A 21,097-nucleotide genomic window follows, 5' to 3' on the forward strand; every position below is an offset into this window, starting at 1 on the left:
CGGGCCAGGATCATGACGGTCTCGCGCGTTGCAGTCGCCGAGCCTGCTCGGGCGCGCAACGCCGCACCAGCGCCACCTGCTTCGGGATGTGGGCAGCGGCAGGCGAACGCGGCATGTCCAGCGGCGACGGCTGGCGCGGATCGGAGGGAGGGAAATCGGTGTCCATGCTCCTCGGACGGGCCAAGGGGAGCGGCTGTGCCCGGACGGCCGGTTCGGTGTCCCTTTTGGTGTCCCCTTCCCTGTCCCTGGGCCGCGGCCGGCGTCCGTCGTGAAGTTGCGTGCCTCGACGGATCGCTTCGGCCTGTCATCCAGCCGCCAGTACGCTGTGCCACACTCGCCTCTCGAGCGCGCTACTTGCGCGGCGCGCTCGAATCGGCCCAGTCGTTCGAAACGATGGCGAGCGCATCGTCCACGTGTACGTGCAGCGCAATCCGGAAAGCTGCGGCGGGTATCCGGATTGCAGGTGTTTGGGTTGCAGTGAAGCGGCTGCGGCGGCGTGCCATTGGTGCGCGGCAGGCAACGCGGTGAGATCGTGGCGATGGCTACCCGCGGTGCGCAGCCGTCGCTAAGGTCCTGGTGTACTGGTTTTTCGAACATCGGCGTCGCGTGTCCGCGGTGCTTTACTTTCGTTTCGTGCATTTCTCCCTTCGCGCCATGAAGGCGGGCGTTCCTCTTCCGGAAGTCCACCGCTGAAGCGCGAAGCGTCCCCGGGTTCCCGCCAGCGCGGGAACGACGAGTCGTTGCTTCTGCTCCCCGCCTCGTCGCTGTCGCTCGTTCCTCGTTCCTCCGTTCGTTTCCTCATCCCCGTTCCCTCAACGAAGGACACCCCCATGACCCACATCACCACGCAGGACGGCACGAAGATCTTCTACAAGGACTGGGGCACCGGCCAGCCGATCGTGTTCCACCACGGCTGGCCGCTGTGCGGCGACGACTGGGACACCCAGATGATGTTCTTCCTCGCGCAGGGCTATCGCGTGATCGCGCACGATCGCCGCGGCCACGGGCGCTCGACGCAGACGGCGACCGGCAACGAAATGGACACCTACGCGGCCGATGTCGCCGCGCTCGCCAGGGAGCTGGACCTGCGCGACGCGATCCACGTCGGCCATTCCACCGGCGGCGGCGAAGCGACGCGGTATGTCGCACGGCATGGCAAGGGCCGTGTGGCCAAGCTCGTGCTGATCGGCGCGGTGCCGCCGGTGATGGTGAAGTCGGCGAGCAATCCGGGCGGACTCGACAAGCAGGTGTTCGACGGCCTGCGCGAGCAGTTCGCCGCCAATCGCGCCGGGTTTTACTGGGATTTCCCGATCCCCTTCTACGGCTACAACCGCGACGGCGCGACGCTGTCGGAAGCCGTGCGCCAGAACTGGTGGCGCCAGGGCATGATGGGCGGCGCGAAGCCCCAGTACGACTGCATCGCGGCGTTCTCGGAAACCGACTTCACCGAAGACCTCAGGAGCATCGAGGTGCCCACGCTGGTGATGCACGGCGACGACGACCAGATCGTGCCGATCGACGATTCCGCGCGTCTTTCGGCCAAGCTGCTGCGCAATGCGACGCTGAAGGTGTACGAGGGTTTCCCGCACGGCATGTGCACCACGCATGCGGACGTGATCAATCGCGATCTGCTGGCGTTCCTGCGCAGTTGAGCGCGCCAGGATGCATGCGCCGGCGCGTTGGCCGGCGCATGCGGCGCTCGCCGCGTCGTTCAGACACGGCGCGACCCTTCGGCGTAGGGTCGAAGATCCCCGCATGGATGGAACCCGTCATGTCCGAGATGCTCGTGACCGATAGCCAGCGGGCCTTCCTCGAAGACCTGGGCCGCACCGCGCGTTCCCACCTGCCGCACATGGAATGGGACGAAGTGGAGCCGCACCTGCGACTGGGCTGGTATTCGAGCGTGCTCTCCAACGACCTGGACTGGGGGCGCGTGGAGGCGATCGCGCATGAGAGCTGGTCGAGGGATCCGTTCTAGGTTGGGTCGCTGGTGATCGCCTGAGCGCTTGCACCGGCTGCATCGTTACATCGCGCGTCCCGACCCTCGCCCCAACCCCGCTCCCGGTGGGAGAGGGGCCCTACTCTCCCGGCCCCGGCACGCCGGCGAGGCCCTCCTGTGCGCGCCAGGCCCGGACATGCGCTATATAGCCCCCTATATCCCGCCGTCCCAGGAGCCCTCCCCCGATGTCCGCCTGGCCTCGCCACGCCGCGCTGTGCGCGCTCGCGCTCGCCTTCGCGCCGGCCGCCGCCGAGCAGCCCGTGCGCGTGTTCGCCGCCGCCAGCCTGACCAACGCGCTCGGCGACATCGCCACCGAATGGGAAAAGGCCGGCCACCCCAAACCACGCCTGGCCTTCGCCGCCTCCTCGACGCTGGCCCGGCAGATCGAAGCCGGCGCACCGGCGGACGTGTTCGCATCCGCCGATGCGACCTGGATGGATCACCTCGACCGGCGCGGCAAGCTCGCGCCGGGCACGCGCGCGAACGTGGCCGGCAACACGCTGGTGATGATCGTGCCGCGCGGCAGGCGCTTCCCGGTGCACATGCAGCGCGGCTTCGACCTGGCCGACGCGTTCGACGGAAAACTGTGCACCGGCGAGCCCGGCGTCGTGCCCGTCGGCATCTACGCGCGCCAGGCCCTGCAGGACCTTGGCTGGTGGAACGCGCTGCAGGGCCGCGTGGTCGGCACCGACGACGTGCGCACCGCGCTGGCCTTCGTCGAACGCGGCGAATGCCCGCTCGGCATCGTCTATGCCACCGACGCGAAGATCAGCCGCAGGGTCGAGGTGCTGGCGACGTTCCCCGCCGCCTCGCACGAACCCATCGTGTATCCGATGGCGATCGTGCGCGGCGCGCGTCCGGAAACCCGCGCCTTCCTCGAATACGTGAAGACCTCGAAGACCGCCGCCGCGATCTTCGCAAGGTACGGCTTCACCACGGGCGCGCGCTGACATGTGGCTCTCGCCCGAGGAATGGGATGCACTGGCGCTGTCGGCGAAGGTCGCGTTGTGCGCGACGGCCGCCTGCCTGCCGTTCGGCATCGCGCTGAGCTGGCTGCTCGAACGCCGCCAGTTCCCCGGCAAGGTGTGGATCGACACGCTGGTGCAGTTGCCGATGGTGCTGCCGCCGGTGGTGCCGGGCTATCTGCTGCTGTTGCTGCTGGGCACGCAGGGGCCGCTGGGGCGTTGGCTGCTCGACACGTTCGGAATCGTCGTCGCCTTCACCTGGAAAGGCGCGGTGATCGCCTCGGCGGTGATGGCCTTCCCGCTGATGGTGCAGCCGATCCGGCTGGCGGTCCGGCTCATCGATCCGCGTCTGGAGAAGGCGGCGGCGACGCTCGGCGCGAAGCCGTGGGACACGTTCCTCAACGTGACCCTGCCGTTGTCGGCGCCGGGCGTGATCGCCGGCTGCATCCTGTGTTTCTCGCGCAGCCTGGGCGAATTCGGCGCGACGATGGCCTTCGTCGGCAACATCCCCGGCGAAACCCGCACGCTGCCGCTGGCGATCTACAGCCTCACCCACGTGCCCGATGGCGAAGCGGCGGCGTTGAGGCTGTCGCTGCTGTCGATCGCGCTCGCAGTGGCCGCGCTGCTGGTCAGCCGCTGGATCGGCCTGCGCGCCGAACGCCGGCTCGGCTTCCACGATCGGGGGCCGCATGCTGAGCTTTGAACTGCACTTCGCGCGCGGCGACTTCGCGCTGCAAGCCATCGCGGACGTCGGCGACGGCGTGACCGGCGTGTACGGGCCGTCGGGTTCGGGCAAGAGCACGTTGCTGGCGTTGCTGGCGGGATTGCTCACGCCCGCGCGTGGACGGATCAGGCTGGGCGAACGCGTGCTGGTCGACACCGGTGCGCGCCGGTTCGTGCCGCCGTGGGATCGCCACGTCGGCCTGGTGTTCCAGGACGGCCAGTTGTTCCCGCACCTCACCGTGCGCCAGAACCTGCTGTTCGGCCACGCGCGCATCCCGCAGGCGATGCGCCGTTTCGAACTGGACGGCGTGGCGGAGCTGCTGGAAATCGCGCCGCTGCTCGATCGCCGCCCCACCCTGCTCTCCGGCGGCGAGCGCCAGCGCGTGGCGCTCGGCCGCGCCCTGCTCTATTCGCCGCAATTGCTGCTGCTCGACGAACCGCTGTCCTCGCTCGACGATCGGCTGAAGCGCCAGATCCTGCCCTTCCTCAAGCGCATCAAGGACGAGACGCGGCTGCCGATGCTCTACGTCACCCACGCGCACGGCGAACTGGATTACCTCGCCGACCGCGTGCTCGGCATGGAGCGCGGACGGCTGGAAGCGAAGGTCACGGGCTGACGGCGAGGATCACGCTGGAGGCCTCGAACAGCGCGCTGGCGCGGGTGCCTTCGGCGAGTCGCAGCTTTTCGGCGGAGGTGTTCGTGACGATGGCGGCGATGGTCGTGCCGCCTTCGGCTTCGATCACGACTTCGGTGTTCACCGCGCCGGGCGTCACCCGCGACACGATGCCGGGCAGCTGGTTGCGCGTGGACAGGCGCACGCCGTCGAGGTCGGTGGCGACGACCACGCTGGACGCCTTGACCAGCGCGATCGCCTGCGCGCCGACGGCCAGGCCCATGTGCTGCGTGCTTTCGTGCGTGACGATGGCGACGATGCGCCCGCCGCCGCGCAGTTCCAGTTCCACCTCGTCGTTCACCGCGCCGTGCACGATGCGCGCGACGCGGCCGGCGAAGTGATTGCGCGCACTGGTGAGCATGGCGAACCTCCCGATGATGTCCAGGTCGCGCCCGGCGTTGGCGATGCGCTGGTTGAGCAGCTCGACGAACCGCGCGTTCTGCGCCTCGGCTTCGCGCCACGTCGCGACCAGGCGTTCGCCCTCCGGCGTGAGCCGTGTCGCCCCGCCGCCCTTGCCGCCGACCACGCGCTCGACCAGCGGCGCGTCGGCGAGGTTGTTCATCGCCTCCACCGCGTCCCACGCGGCCTTGTAGCTCAGTCCGACGCGGCGCGCGGCGGCGGCGATGGACGTCTCGCTGCCGATCGCCTCGAGCAGTTCCATCCAGCGGCGGCTGCCGAACCGGCCGCGCGAGGCTTCGACGGTGAGCGAGCTGTGGATGCGCATCGGGTTTCGCGATGTCCGGGGCGGTGAACTGTAACGCAGCGGGCCTTCGTAGCCCGGGTAAGCGAAGCGCATCCGGGGTCGCCGCGTCGTATCCGTGGCGGCGAGGCTTCCCCGGGTGCGCTTCGCTTACCCGGGCTACAGAAGCTCTGGTGACTGGACGCCGCAACGCTGGCCACACACACTCGCCGCTTCCGCGCGACGGCTGGAGGACGCATGAGGCTGATGATCGTCGGTTCCACCGGTCTCGTCGGCCGGCATGCGCTGGAGATCGCGCTCGCGCATCCGGCCATCGCGCAGGTGATCGCGCCCACGCGCAGGCCAGCCGCCGATCATCCGAAGCTGCTCGCACCGGTGGTCGACTTCGACGCGTTGCCGGCCGATGCGCCGTGGTGGACGGTCGATGCGGTCGTCTGCGCGCTGGGCACGACGATCCGCACGGCCGGGTCGCAGGAGGCGTTCCGTCGCGTGGACCACGACTATCCGCTCGCCGTCGCGCGCCTGGCGCAGGCGCACGGCGCCTCCACTTTCGTGCTCAATTCCGCGATGGGCGCCGACGCCGGTTCGCGCATCTTCTACAGCCGCGTGAAAGGCGAAGTGGAACGCGACCTCACTGCCCTGGGTTTCGCCTCGCTGACGCTGCTGCGGCCGGGACTGATCGGCGGCGATCGCGAGGAATTCCGTGCCGGCGAACGCGTGGCGACGGCGGCGCTGCGCGTGCTGCATCCGCTGCTGCCGCGGCGCTGGCGGATCAATCCGGCCGCGCGCATCGCGCAATGCATGGTGGATGCCGCCGTGCAGGCGCGGCCGGGCGTCCACGTGGTCGCATCCGACGCGCTGACCTGACGCATCACCGTCGGCTAACCGGTCGCGCGCGAGACTGCGGGCTCGTTTCCACCATCGCGACCGCCACGCCATGAAGATCCTGATGGTCCTCACCTCGCACGACCGCCTCGGCGACACCGGCGAGAAAACCGGCTTCTGGCTGGAGGAATTCGCCGCGCCGTACTACGTGTTCATCGACGCCGGCGCGCAGGTCACCGTGGCTTCGCCAAAGGGCGGACAGCCGCCGATCGATCCCAAGAGCGACGATCCGTCGAACCAGACGCCTGCACAGGACCGGTTCAAGGCCGATGCGAAGGCACAGGCCGTGCTGGCCGACACGAAGCGGCTGGATTCGCTGTCCCCCGACGATTTCGACGCCGTGTTCTATCCCGGCGGCCACGGGCCGTTGTGGGATCTCGCGGAAGATCCCGCGTCGATCCGCCTGATCGAATCCTTCTTCGACGCCGGCAAGCCGGTCGCCGCCGTCTGCCATGCGCCCGGTGTGCTGCGGCACGTGAAGCACGACGGCGAGCCGCTGGTGAAAGGCCGCCGCGTCACCGGCTTCACCAACTCCGAGGAAGCGGCGGTGAAGCTGACGGAGGTGGTGCCGTTCCTGGTGGAGGACGAACTCAGGCGCCTCGGCGGCCGTTACGAAAAGGCCGCGGACTGGCAGAGCTTCGCGATCGTCGATGGACGACTGGTGACCGGGCAGAACCCGGCGTCTTCGGAGGCCACGGCGGAGGCGCTGCTCGGGTTGTTGCGTTAGGCGGCAGAGGTTCGATTTTCGGCGCGGCGGCGGCCGGGGGTGCGCTTCGCTTGCCCGGGCTATCAGGGCTGCGGTGCTTCGGTGGCGCGTTTGTATCGGGCTGTATCCGCGCACCTGACGGCCACATTCCCCGACAAAATTCCCGGTCGCCCGACACGGGCGCGATACCGCGCGGGCATGGAATGGCGCCACCGGAAACCACCGGCCACCCACACCGAGGAAACATCGCCATGACCCACTCCCTCCAGACCGTCGTCTACACCGCGCACACCCATGTCACCGGCGGGCGCAGCGGCAAGGGCCGTTCCAGCGACGGCGCCATCGATGTCGCGCTCAGCACGCCGGGTTCGAACCGCCCCGGCACCAATCCGGAGCAGTTGTTCGGCATCGGCTGGTCGGCGTGCTTCATCGGCGCGCTGGGCTTTGCCGCGAACGAGCTGAAGGTGAAGTTGCCGGCCGATACCGCGGTCGATGCGGATGTCGTGCTCGGCAAGACCGCGAACGGCGAGTACCAGCTCGCGGTGAAGCTCGACGTCAAGCTGCCCGGGCTGGACGAGGCCACGCGCCGGCAGCTGGTCGACATCGCGCACCAGACTTGCCCGTACTCGCGCATGACGCGCGGCGACGTGGACGTCGAGATCGTCACCTGAACCTGGATCGCGACCGCGACGCGGCCCGGGCAGGCGCGCCTGCGCCGTGCCCGGGCCGCGAGGCGGTGTCGTTCCGTCGATCGCCCACAAACCTCATCAGCAGGTGTCCCATGTTCAAGTCGATCCTCACCGCGTTCGCGCTGTCGCTCACGCTGCTCGCCGGCTGCGCGCCCGGTGCGCAGGCCGAGCCGCCGAAAGCCGCGCCCGCACCGGAATTCACCGGCATTTCCCGCTGGCTCAACGCACCGCCGCAGACGATGGCGGGGCTGAAGGGCAAGGTCGTGCTGGTGGAGTTCTGGACGTACTCCTGCATCAACTGCATCCACGTCCTGCCGCACGTGCGGCAGTGGCACGAGCGCTACCGCGAGCAGGGCCTGGTCGTGATCGGCGTGCACACGCCCGAGTACGACGAGGAGCGCAGCACCGACAACGTGCGCCGCGCGATCGAACGCTTCGGCATCGCCTATCCGGTCGCGCAGGACAACGGCTACGAGACCTGGAACGCCTGGGGCAACCGCTTCTGGCCGGCGCTGTACCTGGTCGATCGCGACGGCCGCATCGTCCATCGCCACTACGGCGAAGGCGGCTACGAGGCCACCGAGCAGCGCATCCGCGAACTGCTCGCCACGCGCTGAACCCTCCCGGGGCGATGGCACAATCGCGTCATCGCCTCCCTCTTCCCGAGCGCCGCATGGAACACGCAGACCACATCCTGGTCGTGGACGACGATCGCGAGATCCGCCAGATGGTCGCCGCCTATCTGCGCAAGAACGGTCTGCGCGCGAGCGAGGCCGCCGACGGGCGCGAGATGCGCGCGGTGCTGGAGACGCACGCCATCGACCTGATCGTGATGGACTTGATGATGCCCGGCGAGGACGGCCTCACCCTCACCCGCAACCTGCGCGCCGGCCGGCATCGCGCGATCCCGGTGGTGATGCTGACCGCGCGCGAGGACCAGACCGACCGCATCATCGGCCTGGAAATGGGCGCCGACGATTACGTCACCAAGCCCTTCGCCGCGCGCGAACTGCTGGCGCGGATCAAGGCCGTCATCCGGCGCACGCGCATGCTGCCGCCGAACCTGCAGGTCACCGAAGCCGCGCGCCTGCTCGCGTTCGGTCGCTGGCGGCTGGACACCACCGCGCGGCACCTGCTCGATCCGGACGGCACCGTGGTGGCGCTCAGCGGCGCGGAGTTCCGCCTGCTGCGCGTGTTCCTCGACCATCCCAACCGCGTGCTCAGCCGCGACCAGTTGCTGAACCTGACGCAGGGCCGCGATGCGGAACTGTTCGACCGCTCCATCGACCTGCTCGTCAGCCGCCTGCGCCAGCGCCTGCAGGACGACGCGCGCGATCAGAGCTACATCAAGACCGTGCGCAGCGAGGGCTATGTCTTCAGCATGGCGGTGACCGTCGTGGGCGAGGACGGATGAACATGCGTGCGCATGCCGGATCGCGCTGGCTTCCGCGCAGCATGGCCTCGCGGCTGTACGCGATCCTCGCCGGCGGGCTGCTGCTCGCGCACGCGCTGTCGTTCGGGCTGCTGTTCTACGAGCGCTACGAGGCCGCGAGTTCGATGCTGATGACCAACCTGGAACAGGACGTGGTCGTCGCCGTGAACCTTCTCGACCGCCTGCCGCCGGACGAACGCGCGTACTGGCTGCCGATGCTGCGGCGGCGGACGTTCCATTACGCGCTCGGTGAAGGCGATCCGGGGACGCCGCTGGAAGGCGCGACCTCGCGCCAGATGGCCGGCACCATCGCGAGCGCGCTCGGCCCGCGCTACACGACGCGAGCGCGGCAGCTGTCGCGCGATCCCGAACGCTTCCAGGTGCAGGTGCGCCTGCGCGATGGCAGCCCCGTGGTCATCGACGTCCAGCCCTCGGTGATGCCGCTGGCGCGGTGGCTTCCCTACCTGCTCGCGTTGCAGCTGGCCGTGCTGCTGCTGTGCGCCTGGGCCGCAGTGCGGCTGGCGACGCGCCCGCTCGCGCGGCTCGCGCGGGCAGCGGAGAACGTGCGCCCCGACGGCGACGGCGAACGTCTCGGCACCGACGGCCCGATCGAAGTCGCGCAGGCCGCCGGCGCCTTCAACGCGATGCAGGACCGCATCGCGCGCTACATGAAGGAGCGGTTGCAGATCCTCGCGTCGATCTCGCACGACCTGCAGACGCCGATCACGCGGATGAAGCTGCGCGCCGAGTCGATGGACGAAGCGCCCGAGCGCACGAAGCTGCTCGACGACCTCGACCAGATGCAGCACCTGGTGCGCGAAGGCATCGCCTACGCACGCAGCGCGCATGGCAGCGACGAGCCGCCGGTGCGGCTGGACCTCAACGCGTTCCTCGACAGCCTGGTCTGCGATTACCGCGATACGGGGCGACCGGTGAACCTCGACGGCCGCATCGCCGCGCCGGTCGTCACCCGTCCGCACGCACTGCGCCGCGTCGTCGCCAACCTGATCGACAACGCGCTGAAGTACGCAGGCGCGGCCGAGGTCGATCTGCGCGACGAAGCGGATGCGGTCGCGATCCGCATCCGCGATCGTGGGCCGGGCATTCCCGAGGCGGAACTCGCCCGCGTGCTGGAGCCGTTCTACCGCCTGGAAGCGTCGCGCAATCGCGATACCGGCGGCACCGGACTGGGGCTGGCGATCGCGCAGCAGCTGGCGGAGTCGATCGGCGCGACGCTGATGTTGCGCAATCGGGACGGCGGCGGGCTGGAGGCGATGGTGCGGTTGCGGCGGGCGTGAGCTTCGCCCTTACCGTGAAGAACGTCGCTCGATCCGAACGCCCGGGAGATTCGCATCGCTACTCCTGCAACACGGGGCGCAGCGCCTCCGGCCGGCGCGGCTTCCGCTTCGACGGGAACCACAGCGCGATCGCCGCCGCCCCCAGCCCCACCGACATCGACCCGATGTACATCCACGTGTAGCTGCCGTAGCGATCGAACAGCCATCCGCCGAGCAGCGGCCCGAGCGCCATTCCCAACGCCGACAGCATGCCGGCCGCACCGAGAATGAGGCCTAGGATCTGCGGACTGAACGCTTCCCGCGCGAGCGAGGCGTACAGCGGCATCGTGCCGCCATACGCCATGCCGAACACGATCGCCACCGCGTAGAAGCCGTCGAGCTGGTTCACGCCCAGGTACGACACCGCGGCGATGGCCTGGATCAGCAGCCCCGCGATCAGCACCGGCTTCGCGCCGAGCCGGTCGGCGAGCAGTCCGAACAGCACGCGTCCTCCCAGCCCGGCCGCGCCTTCCATGCTGTAGATCGTCACGGCCGTCGTCACCGCCAGGCCGCAGCCGACGGCGTAGCTCACGGTGTGGAAGATCGGGCCCGAATGCGCGGCGCAACAGGCGAAGAACGTCAGTGCCAGCACGATGAAGGCGCGCGAGCGCAGTGCCTGTCCCGCGTTGCCGATGGTGCGCTCGCCGGGTTCACTTGCGGATGCGTGTTCGCGACCAGGCTCAGGAATCGGCGAAGCGCGCACGAACCATACCGCCGGCAGGGTCAGCGCCCACGCGACGACGCCGACGATCAGCAAGGTCTGTCGCCAGTCGTACTGCGTCACCAGCCACGCGACGAGCGGCGACATCGTCATCGGCGCGACGCCGACGCCGGCCGACACGAGCGACACGGCGATGTTGCGGCGCTTCTCGAACGACGAGGCCGTGGCGGCGATCACCGGCGCGAAGAAGCTCGACACCGCCACGCCCATGAGAACGCCGTAGGTGAGCCGGAACTGCCACAGGCTCGTCGCGCGGCCGGCGAGGATGCACGACAACCCGAGCAGCACCGCCCCGACCAGCACGACCTTGCGCGGTCCGATGCGGTCGCTGAGCGTGCCCCAGGCGAAACCGCCCACGCCCATGCTCAGGAACGCCAGCGTCATCGCGCTGGACAACGCGCCGCGCGACCAGCCGGTCGCGACGCTCATCGGCCCGAGCAGGACCGCCAGCGCGAAGATCACCCCGACGCCGACGCAACCCAGCACGGCGCCAGCGGCGACCAGCGGCCAGTTGCGGTCGGGGGGATAGGAAGCGACGTGGCTTGCGTTCATGCGGCGGTTCTCCGGGGGCTCATCCGCTTGGACGAACCGGGAGGGAGGGATTCGACATCGGATTGTGATTCACCGTTGGGCTCCCTCCCCTGCTCCGCAGGGAGGGTTGGGGAGGTGAAGTGCACGGCGCCACTTCGTCAGGCTCATCTCATCAAGTTCGGCGCGGACCGCGCCTCTAACCCCCTCCCAACCTCCCCTGCAAGCAGGGGGCGAGGAGCAACAGAGGCGCCACCGCGTCGGTGAGCCCATGGTCTTTCTGTCGCGGTCGAGCGTGGATCGACGCGCGCAGCACGCTGTCGCCCCACGCCCACGTGCCGCCTTGCACTCGCTCTTTGCTCCCTCTCCTGCTCCGCAGGGGAGGGTTGGGGAGGGTGAAGTGCTCAGCGCCCTTTCGTCAGGTTCACCTCATCAAGTTCGCCGCGGACCGTGCCTCCGCCCCCCCCAACCTCCCCTTGCAAGCAGCGGGAGGAGGAATAGCGGTGCCATCACTTCCGTGAGCGCCTGGCGCTAGTGCTCTGCCCTCGCACTTTAGCTCCGCCTCTTGCTCCCTCTACTGGTCCGCAGCGGAGGGCTCGACACCGAAATCCCGCGCCCCACGTAGCCGACGGGACGATCCACATGGCTGGACCGCGGCCTTCGTGGTACGACGGCGACAGCCCGCATGATCTGCCGCGCGATTGTCCCATCGGACATCGATTCATCCGCGCCACGCCGACCCGGCAGTGCGTGCACGGAATCCGCACCTCGCCCTTCCCGCTATGCGGCGCGTTCACACGCGCAGCGCCATCGTGTGCGCATCCGGAAGGTTTCGGCGCGGCGCAGGCGCCGGGGAGCATCACGTGGGCCAGGCAGGCGTCGATCCGGAATCGCTGCACCCTGCTCCGGCACCGGCGGCGAACGAGGGCGAATGCGTTCCGCAATTCGCGCCCGAGGTGTTCGCGAGGATCGTCGAGCAGAGCAGCGTCGGCATGGTCGTCGCGGGCATCGGCGGCGACAACCCGATCCTCTATGTCAACGAAGCGTTCCTGCGCATGACCGGCTATGCGCGCGAGGAGGTGCTCGGGCGCAATTGCCGTTTCCTCCAGGGGCCGGAGACCGATCGCGCAACGGTGGCGGACATCGCCGCCGCGATCGCGGAACAACGCGAGTTCGCCACGGAAATCGTGAATTACCGCAAGGACGGCAGCACGTTCTGGAACCTGCTCCACATCTCGCCGGTGCAAGAGGCGAACGGCCGCGTTGGCTGCCTGTTCGGTTACCAGCGCGACGTCACGCGGCGCAAGGAGATGGAGGATGCGCTGCAGCAATGCATGCGCCTGGAAGCGCTGGGCAAGCTGACGGGCGGCATCGCGCACGAGTTCAACAACCTGCTGCAGGTGATCGGCACCACGCTCGACATCCTGGAACAGGATGTGATGCAGTCGCCGGAGCTGCCCCACCGTACGCTGCGGCACTTCGGCCGCTGTCGCGACGCGATCGATCGGGTCGACGCCCTCACCTCGCAGTTGCAGACGTTCTCGCGCGGACGCCCCGGCAGTGCCACGGCGCTGTGCGTCAACGAACTGCTCGAGAACCTGCGCGCGGTGCTCGGCCGCGCGCTCGGCGAGCAGGTGCAGCTGACGCTGCATCCCGGCGACGGCGTGTGGGGGTGCACGCTCGATCCGGTGCTGGCCGAGACCGCGCTGCTCAACGTCGCCATCAACGCCCGCGACGCGATGCAGGGACGCGGCGATCAGAGCCTGTCCCTCAGTTCGCGCAACCACGATGTGGATGCGCACGAGGCGCGCATGCGCGACATTCCGGCGGGCCGCTACGTGGCCATCGAGATCGCGGACAACGGCTGCGGCATGTCGCGGGCGATCCTCGCGCACGTGCTGGATCCGTTCTTCAGCACGAAGGGCGAAGGCAACGGCGTGGGCCTGGGGCTGTCGATGGCGTACGGCTTCGCGCGCCAATCCGGCGGCACGTTGTTCCTGGAAAGCCAGAAGGACCTTGGAACGCGCGTGACCTTCCTGTTCCCCGCCACGGACACGATCGATGCCGCGCGCGCGGAGATGGCGGAGGCGACCGAACCGGCCGCGCCACGTGTGCTGGTCGTCGACGACCGCGAGGATCTCGCCATGCTGGTGAAGGAATCGCTGGAGATGAACGGCTACAGCGTGGCCGTCGCATACGAAGCCGAATCGGCGCTGGCCTGCCTCGAACTCGACGGCCCGTTCGACCTGGTGCTCAGCGACATCGTCATGCCCGGAACGCGCAGCGGGCTCGCGCTTGCCCGCGAGGCCGTGCGGCGGTTCCCGCGTCTGAGCGTCCTGCTGATGACCGGCCAGGCCGGCAGCGAATCCGAAGACGGGCCGATCGAGTTCGACGTGCTCTCCAAGCCGTTTCGTCAGGTCGAACTGCTTTCGAAGGTCCGCATCGCATTGGGGCTGGCGATGGCGTCGGGAACAGACGGCGGCCCCGCCTGACTGCACGGCATGCCTGCGCGGCATGCATCGCGGCGTCTTTCCTGAATGCGCGTACGCCGCTACAGCATGAACGTTGCCGTTCAGTTTCGGAGCTTCAGCCCGCACGGCGGGTGCCGTTAACCGAACCGTAACGCTTCCGCGGACCGTCCGCCTCCTTCCTACGAGCAGTTCCCCATGAGTGGATTCAAGAACCTTTCCATCGCCAGGAAACTGGCGGTGGCCTTTGCCGCCGTGATCGCCCTGGCCGCCTTGCTCGGCGGGTATTCGATCATGCAGTTGAGCGCCGGCAACGTGCAGATCACCGACATCAACCGCAACTGGGTGCCTTCGGTTCGCCATCTGCTCGGCATGCGCGCGGAACTGGGCGAGTACCGCACCTTCGAGATCTCGCAGCTGCAGTTCCAGGGGAACGAGACGCAGCTGGCCGACTACCGCAAGCGCATGGAGGACTCGAAGGCGAAGATCGACGCGGCCATCGAGGCCTACCAGAAGCTGATTTCCAGCGCCGAGGAACGCAAGCGTTACGACGTGGTGGCGCGGGACCTCTCGGCGTACTTCGCCGCGCACGACAAGATGATGGCCGCGGTGGCCGCGAACGACTTCGCCGAGGCCAGCCGTGTCTCCGGCGAGGAGTCGCGTCCGATCCGGCGCAGGCTTTTCGCATCCCTGGGTGACCTGACCGGCTACAACGCCAAGGGTCTCGACAACATGGTCGGCCTGGCGGAAGCGAACCATCGCAGCACCGTGCGGAACATCTGGGTCGGCATCGCGGTGCTGGTGCTGTTGGGCGCGGGGCTCGGCTTCCTGCTGGCACGCGCGATTTCCCGTCCGCTGGCACGCGCCACGAGCGTCGCCCAGGGCATCGCCGCCGGCCGCATCGACGAGCGCATCGTGGTCGACAGCCAGGACGAAGCCGGTCAGCTGCTGCGCAGCATGAGCCAGATGCAGGCGACCCTGCAGCGCTTCGCCCACGCGCAGGGCGAGATTGCCCGTCGACATGACGAAGGCGAGATCGATTTCCGCATCGACAACCGCGATCTGCCCGGCGCCTACGGTCAGATGGCGGGCGAAATCAACGCGCTGGTGGATTCGCACATCCGCCTCAATGCCCGTGCGATCGCCATCGTGGCCGCCTACGCCCGTGGCGACCTGTCGCAGGACATGGACCGCCTGCCCGGCCAGAAGGCGCGCATCACCGATGCGGTCGACTCGGTCAAGAGCGGCATGAACGCGATCAATGCCGAGATCAAGACGCTGGTCGACGCCGCGGTCGCGGGCGACTTCAGCCGTCGCGGCGACGCGTCGCGCTTCGAGTTCGTCTATCGCGACGTGGTGGACGCGCTGAACCAGCTGATGGCGACTGCCGACAACGGCCTGGACGAAGTGGGCACGCTGCTCTCCGCGGTGGCCGACGGCGACCTGAACCGCCGCGTCGAAGTGGAACTTCCGGGCCAGTTCGGCCGCCTCGCCAGCGACGCCAACCGCACCGTGGACAAGCTGTCGGAGATCGTGGGCCAGATCCGCCAGGGCTCGGATGCGATCAGCTCGGCCGCGGCGGAAATCGCCGCCGGCAACAACGACCTGTCGCAGCGCACCGAATCGCAGGCGGCCTCGCTGGAGGAAACCGCTTCGTCGATGGAGGAACTCACCTCGACCGTGCGCCAGAACGCCGACAACGCGCGACAGGCCAACCAGCTGGCGCAGAGCGCGGCGGAAGTCGCCGGCCAGGGCGGCACGGTGGTCGGCGAGGTCGTCGACACCATGAACGCCATCAACGAGTCGTCGAAGAAGATCGCCGACATCATCGGCGTGATCGACGGCATCGCGTTCCAGACCAACATCCTGGCGCTGAACGCCGCGGTGGAAGCCGCACGCGCCGGCGAACAGGGTCGCGGCTTCGCGGTCGTCGCCGCCGAAGTGCGCTCGCTGGCGCAGCGTTCGGCCAACGCCGCCAAGGAGATCAAGCAGCTGATCACCGACTCGGTGGTGAAGGTCGAGGAAGGCAGCCAGCTGGTCGACCAGGCCGGCCGCACGATGGAGGACATCGTCAGCAGCGTGCGCAAGGTGACCGACATCATCGCCGACATCTCGGCCGCATCGCAGGAACAGTCCGCCGGCATCGAGCAGATCAACCAGGCCATCACGCAGATGGACGAAGGCACGCAGCAGAACGCGGCACTGGTGGAGGAAGCCTCCGCCGCCGCGCGCAGCCTGGAGCAGCAGTCCAAGCAGCTGGTGCAGACCGTTGCGGTGTTCCGCACCGCGCAGGGAGCGAACCTGCGCGCGCCGGTCGTCGATCTGCCGGCCGCGTCCCGCGCCGAAAAGCCCAGGGCGCCGGTGAAGGCCGCTGCCACGCGTCCGGCTCCCGCGCCGCGGAAGGTTCGTGGCGGCGCCGCCGCCGCGATGGATTCGGACTGGCAGGAATTCTGATCCAGCCCGTCTCCTGATCGACCCGTAGTCGAGTGCGCGCCCGCTTTCCACGGGCGCCGCACTCCCCTTCACTTCCGGCGCTGCGTTCGCGGCGCCGCTTCTTCCGGTTCCCCGATGTCGCACTTCCCGATCCGATCGCTGGCGATCGCGCTTGCCGTCGCCGCTCTCCCCGTCTGCGCCCATGCCGGCGCCATCTCCTTCAAGCCCACGGGCGTCATCTACTACGACAACGTCGAAGCGCAGCCGGACGTCAAACCGTTCGAGGACGTGGACAAGGTGCGCTCGGCGCGCCTGGGCTTCGTGCTCAAGGCCGGCGAGCGCTGGCAGGTCAACGTCGAGCATGAGTTCACCGACCGCTCCACGCCCGACGTCTATCTGCAGTTCACGCCCGCCAAGGGGCATGCGCTGCGCCTGGGCCAGTTCAAGCAGCCGTTCCTGATGGAGGATGCGACCAGCGCACGGCAGACGCCGATGATGGACGCCTCCCTGCTGGGCGCGTTCGCGCTGGGCCGCCGCATCGGCGTCGGCTATGGCTGGTCGGACGCGGACCATGCGGTCAACGCGGCGGTTTTCGGCAAGCGCCTGGACGGCAAGAACGAAGGCGTCGGCATGGCGGTGCGCGCCTCGCGCGCGCTGCACTTCGGCGAAGACCTGCTGCACCTGGGCGTCGGCGCGGCCGTGGATTCGCCCGACAGCGAAAGCGCGCGGTTCTCGAGCAAGCCCGAAACCGCGCTGGCAACCTCCAGCCTGGTCGATACCGGCACGATCGTGGACGTGGATCGCGTCGAGCGCGCGGGCCTGGAAGCGCTGTGGATCGGCGGCGCGTGGTCGGTGCAGGCCGAAGCCGCCGCGGTCCATGCCACGCGCGATGGCGAGGCGGATCTTCGTGGCACCGGCGGATACGCGCTCGCCAGCTGGTCGCCTTCCGGGCATCGCCGCAATTACAAGGCCGGCACGGTGTCCGCGCCGACGGTCGGCGATGGCATGGCGTGGGAACTCGTCCTGCGTTACAGCGTGCTCGATCTGGATTCGGCCGCGTCGCGCGGTGGCGTGGAATCGGACTGGAACCTCGGCGCGACCTGGTATCTCAACCGGTATGCGCGCGTGATGGCGAACTATGTGATCGCCGACAGCCGTCGGCGGGACGTGGACGACGACCCGCGCCTGCTGCTGATGCGCCTGCAGTTGCAGTTCTGACCTCATCGGCATGCCCTTCGCACCTGCTCGTCCAGACGGCTGAGCAGGTCGTAGGTGCGCTTGAGACCGACGCGTTCGAGCGTGCTGTCGCGGTTCGCTTTCGCCGCTTCGCACGCGGACGGCCTGGACGCGGTGCGAATGCTGCTCGCGCTGCCGTTGCTTCGCATGCGCGTGCCGGCACGTCTGGACGCGACGCCGGGGGTGCTGCTGTCACGCTCCCGCTTCGGCGCCGCCGCATTCGACGGTTCGGCAGGCGGGTGCGGGTCGATGGGCGCTTCCCACCGGGCCGCTTCGCGCAAGGGATCCTCGCATGGCGAGTCCTGGTAAGTCGTCGCGCCTCCGGGTGCGATGCATTTGTGCACGTTCTGCGACGCTGCGGCTGTGCGCGGCAACAGCGCGCACAGCAGTACGGATAGCAGCCACCATCGCCGATGCATTCGCTTCCCCGCATGTTTCGGAACGGGGACAGGCTAGGAGCGAACGCAAAGATCGCGTGTACGGGAACACGCCAGCGGCGCGGGAAACGTGCCGCGAGCTCATGTCGGAATTCGCCGCGTCGTGAGCGGGCAGGACTTCGCCCGCTTCGCAGGATTTCCGCACATGACGGTCGGGCAATTCCGCCGGGCCGAAGAGGCTCGCGACGAGCACAGCACCTCAAGCGGTGCCGCAGCGATTCGCCGACGGACATCGTGACGCACTCTCGAACCGCAACCCAAGGGGAACGGCGAGCCCTACACCGCATTCACCCGCGTCTGGCACTCCAGCACCAGCATCGCCGCGCCATTGGGGACGCACATCGACGGACTGCTGTCGAGCACGAGCGCCCGTCCGCCGGCGAACACGCGCGTGCTGCCATGCAGCCACTGGCCGCCCGTGCAGCGCAGCGCTTCGGCCGGTGCGGGCAGGTTGCAGTGGGCGATCTGGTAGGGTGCGGCCACCGTCACCACGGGATGGCCCGACAGCGTGACGCGCGAGTAAGGCACGGTCGGCACCGCGGGGCCGCCGTGGGAGCAGGTCACGCTCGCGCCCAGATGGAGGATCAGGCCCGGCACGTCACACCACCGTCAGCGCGCCGTCGTTGATGGTGACCATCGAGCCGGCCAGCACGATGCTCGCGCCGCGTCCGTTGCTGATGGTGATGCCGGCGTCGTTCACCGCGAGCGATGCGCCGCTCTGCGAACGCAGCAGCACGCCGCCGTCGGGCCCGGGGAGATCGGACACGGTCAGCGCATTGCGTCCCGGCGTCTGCAGCACCAGCGCCGGCGCGACCGCGTGCCCGGCCTGCGCCAGCGATGGCAGTTCGGCCGCGTCGACCCAGTAACCGCCAACCCAGATCGGCAGTTCGGCGTCGCCCTGCTCGAATTCCACCCACACCGGCGCGCCCACCGGCGGCAGCAGGAACAGTCCGCTCTGGTGGCCGGCCACCGGCACGCACGGCATCGCCCAGCGCCCGTCGCCGTCGAACACCTGCGGAACCTGCACCAGCACGCGCCCCAGTTGCAGGGGATCGATGTTGTCCATCACCACGCCGCGGTGCTTGCCGAAATGGCGTTGCGGCGCGGGCTTGCTCGTCTGCGGCATCGTCGGTTCCCTGGGCCAGGCCCCTCTGGATTTCGAACGTGAACGGCCACCGCCGCAGGCCACGATCCGGCCGGCGCGCCGCTCGTCGGAACATTCAACCTGATGGTTGACAATCGGCACCGCGATGTCGATATTCAACCACATGGTTGAATTACACTCCGATCGCCTCGACGCGGTGTTCCGCGCCCTCGCCGACCCCACCCGCCGCGCGATGGTGCGCGATCTCTCGCACCGGCCGCGCAGCGTGGGCGAGCTCGCGCAGCCGTTCGAGATCTCGCTGGCCGCCGCGTCCAAGCACATCAAGGTGCTCGAAGGCGCGGGCCTGGTGCAGCGCGAGGTGCAGGGCCGCACGCACGTGTGCCGGCTCGACGCGCGCCCGCTGCATGCCGGCATGGAATGGATGCGTCATTACGAGCGGTTCTGGAACCAGCGCCTGGACGCGCTCGAATCGCTGCTGCGGGCCGAGGATCGCGAGAACGCCGCGCGCGGGAAGCCGCCGCGGAAGGCCGCGACGATCAAGCCCGGCCGCCCGGACCGGAGCAGGCGATGAGTTCCGTCGCCGTGCGCGTGAACCGTCGTTTCGAGGCATCCGCCGAGCGCGTGTTCGACGCGTGGCTCGATCCGGCCACGCTCGGCCGCTGGCTGTACGCGACGCAGGGCGGACAGATGCTGCGCGTGGACGTCGATCCGCGCGTCGGCGGCGCATACGCGATCGTCGAACGTCGTCCGGACGGCGATGCCGCGCATTACGGCCGCTATCTCGAGATCGATCGCCCGCGCCGGCTGGTGCTGACGCTCGCGCTCGATCCGCAGGCACGGGGCGACCGCATCACCGTGGACATCGAACCCGACGGGGACGGCTGCCGGCTCACCCTCACCCACGAAATGGCGCCCGAATACGCGCCCTACGCCGATCGCACCGAACAGGGCTGGACCACGATCCTCGCCTCGCTCGCGCGCCATCTCGAACACCCGTTCTCGAACACCCGTTCCCCACGCGAAGGAGCAGCACCCATGAACGACTTCGGCATCGTCACCGCGCCCGACACCCTGCGCATCGAACGCCTGCTACCCGGCCCGATCGAGCGCGTCTGGGCCTACCTCACCGAATCGGAGAAACGCGGCACCTGGCTCGCGCGCGGCGAAATGGACCTGCGTCCCGGCGGCGCGGTCGAGCTGGTCTTCCACAACAACCGCCTGACCGCGAACGATGTCGCGCCACCGCCGAAGTACGCGAAATACGGTGGCGAAATCCAGTCGCATGGGCACGTGATCGAATGCGATCCGCCGCGCCTGCTGGTGTTCACCTGGGGCGAGGACAACGGCAGCGATTCGCGCGTGCGCATGGAACTCACGCCACGCGGCGACGAAGTGCAGCTGGTGCTCACGCACAGCCGCCTGGCCAGCCGCGAAGGCATGGTCGATGTCGCCGGTGGCTGGCACACGCACCTCGGCATCCTGGCCGACCGCCTTGCGGGACGCACGCCGGCGGGCTTCTGGGCCACGCTCGGACCGGTGAATGCCGAGTACGAGAAGCGCATTCCGGCGACGTGAGCATGACGCTCCGATGCGGCGCGATAGTGCGTCGCATCGGAGTGCCCGTTCTTCCAACACCGCACGGAGTACCCACGCATGCAGATCCGACTGACCAGCGTACTGGTGGACGACCAGGCGCACGCGCTCGATTTCTACACGCGCGTGCTCGGCTTCCAGCTCGACAAGGACATGCCGGCCGGTGGCGCGCGCTGGCTGACGGTGACCTCGCCCGAAGGCGCGGCCGGCGTCGAGCTGCTGCTGGAACCCAACGGCATGGACTTCGCGCGCGAATTCCAGCGCCAGCTGTACGAACGCGGGATTCCGGCGACGGCGTTCTTCAGCGCCGACATCCAGGCCGAGTACGAACGGCTGGTCGAACGCGGCGTGCGCTTCAAGGCGCCACCGGCGGAGATGGGGCCGGCGATCGTGGCGCAGTTCGACGATACGTGCGGAAACTGGATCCAGCTGGTGCAGGTGCCCGCGGGCGATTGAAGGCCGCGCG

The 21,097-nt window shown here is 68.9% G+C and carries 22 protein-coding genes; 17 read left to right on the forward strand and 5 right to left on the reverse strand.

All coding sequences use genetic code 11. The annotated features are described in order from the left end of the window. Window positions 1-830: 830 nt before the first annotated feature. From AC3ANK_RS09805 to AC3ANK_RS09825, 5 genes are all read left to right on the forward strand, one after another. On the forward strand, window positions 831-1,652 hold the full coding sequence (locus AC3ANK_RS09805; RefSeq protein WP_484171037.1) for an alpha/beta fold hydrolase: 822 nt from the start codon (window positions 831-833) through the stop codon (window positions 1,650-1,652). Window positions 1,653-1,771: 119 nt separating this feature from the next. Further along, on the forward strand, window positions 1,772-1,978 hold the full coding sequence (locus AC3ANK_RS09810; protein WP_206860632.1) for a hypothetical protein: 207 nt from the start codon (window positions 1,772-1,774) through the stop codon (window positions 1,976-1,978). 206 nt (window positions 1,979-2,184) lie between these two features. Continuing rightward, entirely contained in the window at window positions 2,185-2,949 is a 765-nt protein-coding gene (gene modA / locus AC3ANK_RS09815) for a molybdate ABC transporter substrate-binding protein (RefSeq protein WP_484171038.1), read from the forward strand. Window position 2,950: 1 nt separating this feature from the next. After that, a complete protein-coding gene (gene modB / locus AC3ANK_RS09820) occupies window positions 2,951-3,667 on the forward strand; it encodes a molybdate ABC transporter permease subunit (RefSeq protein WP_206860634.1) in 717 nt (238 codons plus the stop codon). After that, on the forward strand, window positions 3,654-4,304 hold the full coding sequence (locus tag AC3ANK_RS09825; RefSeq protein WP_484171039.1) for an ATP-binding cassette domain-containing protein: 651 nt from the start codon (window positions 3,654-3,656) through the stop codon (window positions 4,302-4,304). The genes modB and AC3ANK_RS09825 overlap by 14 nt, the downstream gene beginning before the upstream one ends. Here AC3ANK_RS09825 and AC3ANK_RS09830 read toward each other — a convergent pair. Then, complete coding sequence (locus AC3ANK_RS09830) at window positions 4,294-5,085, reverse strand: TOBE domain-containing protein (RefSeq protein ID WP_484171040.1); 792 nt, start codon at window positions 5,083-5,085, stop codon at window positions 4,294-4,296. The genes AC3ANK_RS09825 and AC3ANK_RS09830 overlap by 11 nt on opposite strands. A 213-nt stretch (window positions 5,086-5,298) precedes the next feature. Between AC3ANK_RS09830 and AC3ANK_RS09835 the strand changes: the two genes are divergently transcribed. From AC3ANK_RS09835 to AC3ANK_RS09860, 6 genes are all read left to right on the forward strand, one after another. After that, on the forward strand, window positions 5,299-5,928 hold the full coding sequence (locus tag AC3ANK_RS09835; RefSeq protein WP_206860637.1) for a Rossmann-fold NAD(P)-binding domain-containing protein: 630 nt from the start codon (window positions 5,299-5,301) through the stop codon (window positions 5,926-5,928). A 70-nt stretch (window positions 5,929-5,998) separates the two neighbouring features. Then, complete coding sequence (locus AC3ANK_RS09840; protein WP_484171041.1) at window positions 5,999-6,673, forward strand: type 1 glutamine amidotransferase domain-containing protein; 675 nt, start codon at window positions 5,999-6,001, stop codon at window positions 6,671-6,673. A 230-nt stretch (window positions 6,674-6,903) separates the two neighbouring features. Beyond that, on the forward strand, window positions 6,904-7,323 hold the full coding sequence (locus tag AC3ANK_RS09845; RefSeq protein ID WP_206860639.1) for an organic hydroperoxide resistance protein: 420 nt from the start codon (window positions 6,904-6,906) through the stop codon (window positions 7,321-7,323). A 110-nt stretch (window positions 7,324-7,433) separates the two neighbouring features. Next, window positions 7,434-7,958 carry a thioredoxin family protein gene (locus tag AC3ANK_RS09850; RefSeq protein ID WP_206860640.1) on the forward strand — a complete coding sequence of 175 codons (525 nt, stop codon included), beginning with the start codon at window positions 7,434-7,436 and terminating at the stop codon, window positions 7,956-7,958. Between the two features lie 56 nt (window positions 7,959-8,014). After that, on the forward strand, window positions 8,015-8,755 hold the full coding sequence (locus AC3ANK_RS09855; RefSeq protein ID WP_484171042.1) for a response regulator: 741 nt from the start codon (window positions 8,015-8,017) through the stop codon (window positions 8,753-8,755). Between the two features lie 2 nt (window positions 8,756-8,757). Further along, entirely contained in the window at window positions 8,758-10,071 is a 1,314-nt protein-coding gene (locus AC3ANK_RS09860) for a sensor histidine kinase (RefSeq protein WP_242525097.1), read from the forward strand. Between the two features lie 58 nt (window positions 10,072-10,129). Here the strand turns inward: AC3ANK_RS09860 and AC3ANK_RS09865 are convergent, their stop codons facing one another. After that, window positions 10,130-11,383, reverse strand: coding sequence for an MFS transporter (locus AC3ANK_RS09865; protein WP_484171043.1), 1,254 nt, complete (start codon window positions 11,381-11,383; stop codon window positions 10,130-10,132). Between the two features lie 839 nt (window positions 11,384-12,222). Here AC3ANK_RS09865 and AC3ANK_RS09870 point away from each other — a divergent pair. The 3 genes from AC3ANK_RS09870 (at window position 12,223) to AC3ANK_RS09880 (ending at window position 17,478) form a co-directional block, all read left to right on the forward strand. After that, complete coding sequence (locus AC3ANK_RS09870; protein ID WP_206860644.1) at window positions 12,223-13,851, forward strand: PAS domain-containing protein; 1,629 nt, start codon at window positions 12,223-12,225, stop codon at window positions 13,849-13,851. A 174-nt stretch (window positions 13,852-14,025) separates the two neighbouring features. Further along, window positions 14,026-16,281, forward strand: coding sequence for a methyl-accepting chemotaxis protein (locus AC3ANK_RS09875; RefSeq protein ID WP_484171044.1), 2,256 nt, complete (start codon window positions 14,026-14,028; stop codon window positions 16,279-16,281). A gap of 114 nt (window positions 16,282-16,395) precedes the next feature. After that, complete coding sequence (locus tag AC3ANK_RS09880) at window positions 16,396-17,478, forward strand: OprO/OprP family phosphate-selective porin (RefSeq protein WP_484171045.1); 1,083 nt, start codon at window positions 16,396-16,398, stop codon at window positions 17,476-17,478. A 2-nt stretch (window positions 17,479-17,480) separates the two neighbouring features. Here AC3ANK_RS09880 and AC3ANK_RS09885 read toward each other — a convergent pair whose 3' ends face one another. The 3 genes from AC3ANK_RS09885 to AC3ANK_RS09895 form a co-directional block, all read right to left on the reverse strand. Further along, complete coding sequence (locus AC3ANK_RS09885; RefSeq protein ID WP_484171046.1) at window positions 17,481-17,777, reverse strand: hypothetical protein; 297 nt, start codon at window positions 17,775-17,777, stop codon at window positions 17,481-17,483. A gap of 432 nt (window positions 17,778-18,209) precedes the next feature. Then, window positions 18,210-18,470 (reverse strand): hypothetical protein, encoded by a 261-nt coding sequence (locus AC3ANK_RS09890; protein WP_484171047.1) that lies wholly within the window; start codon window positions 18,468-18,470, stop codon window positions 18,210-18,212. Window positions 18,471-18,531: 61 nt separating this feature from the next. Further along, window positions 18,532-19,059 carry a phage baseplate assembly protein V gene (locus AC3ANK_RS09895; RefSeq protein ID WP_206860649.1) on the reverse strand — a complete coding sequence of 176 codons (528 nt, stop codon included), beginning with the start codon at window positions 19,057-19,059 and terminating at the stop codon, window positions 18,532-18,534. Window positions 19,060-19,201: 142 nt separating this feature from the next. Between AC3ANK_RS09895 and AC3ANK_RS09900 the strand changes: the two genes are divergently transcribed. The 3 genes from AC3ANK_RS09900 (at window position 19,202) to AC3ANK_RS09910 (ending at window position 21,087) form a co-directional block, all read left to right on the forward strand. Continuing rightward, a complete protein-coding gene (locus tag AC3ANK_RS09900) occupies window positions 19,202-19,609 on the forward strand; it encodes an ArsR/SmtB family transcription factor (protein ID WP_484171048.1) in 408 nt (135 codons plus the stop codon). Continuing rightward, window positions 19,606-20,613 carry an SRPBCC domain-containing protein gene (locus tag AC3ANK_RS09905; protein WP_484171049.1) on the forward strand — a complete coding sequence of 336 codons (1,008 nt, stop codon included), beginning with the start codon at window positions 19,606-19,608 and terminating at the stop codon, window positions 20,611-20,613. The genes AC3ANK_RS09900 and AC3ANK_RS09905 overlap by 4 nt, the downstream gene beginning before the upstream one ends. Before the next feature lie 78 nt (window positions 20,614-20,691). Then, entirely contained in the window at window positions 20,692-21,087 is a 396-nt protein-coding gene (locus AC3ANK_RS09910; RefSeq protein ID WP_206860652.1) for a VOC family protein, read from the forward strand. Window positions 21,088-21,097 lie beyond the last annotated feature (10 nt).

It is taken from the genome of Lysobacter sp. SCRH-1R (assembly GCF_057747855.1).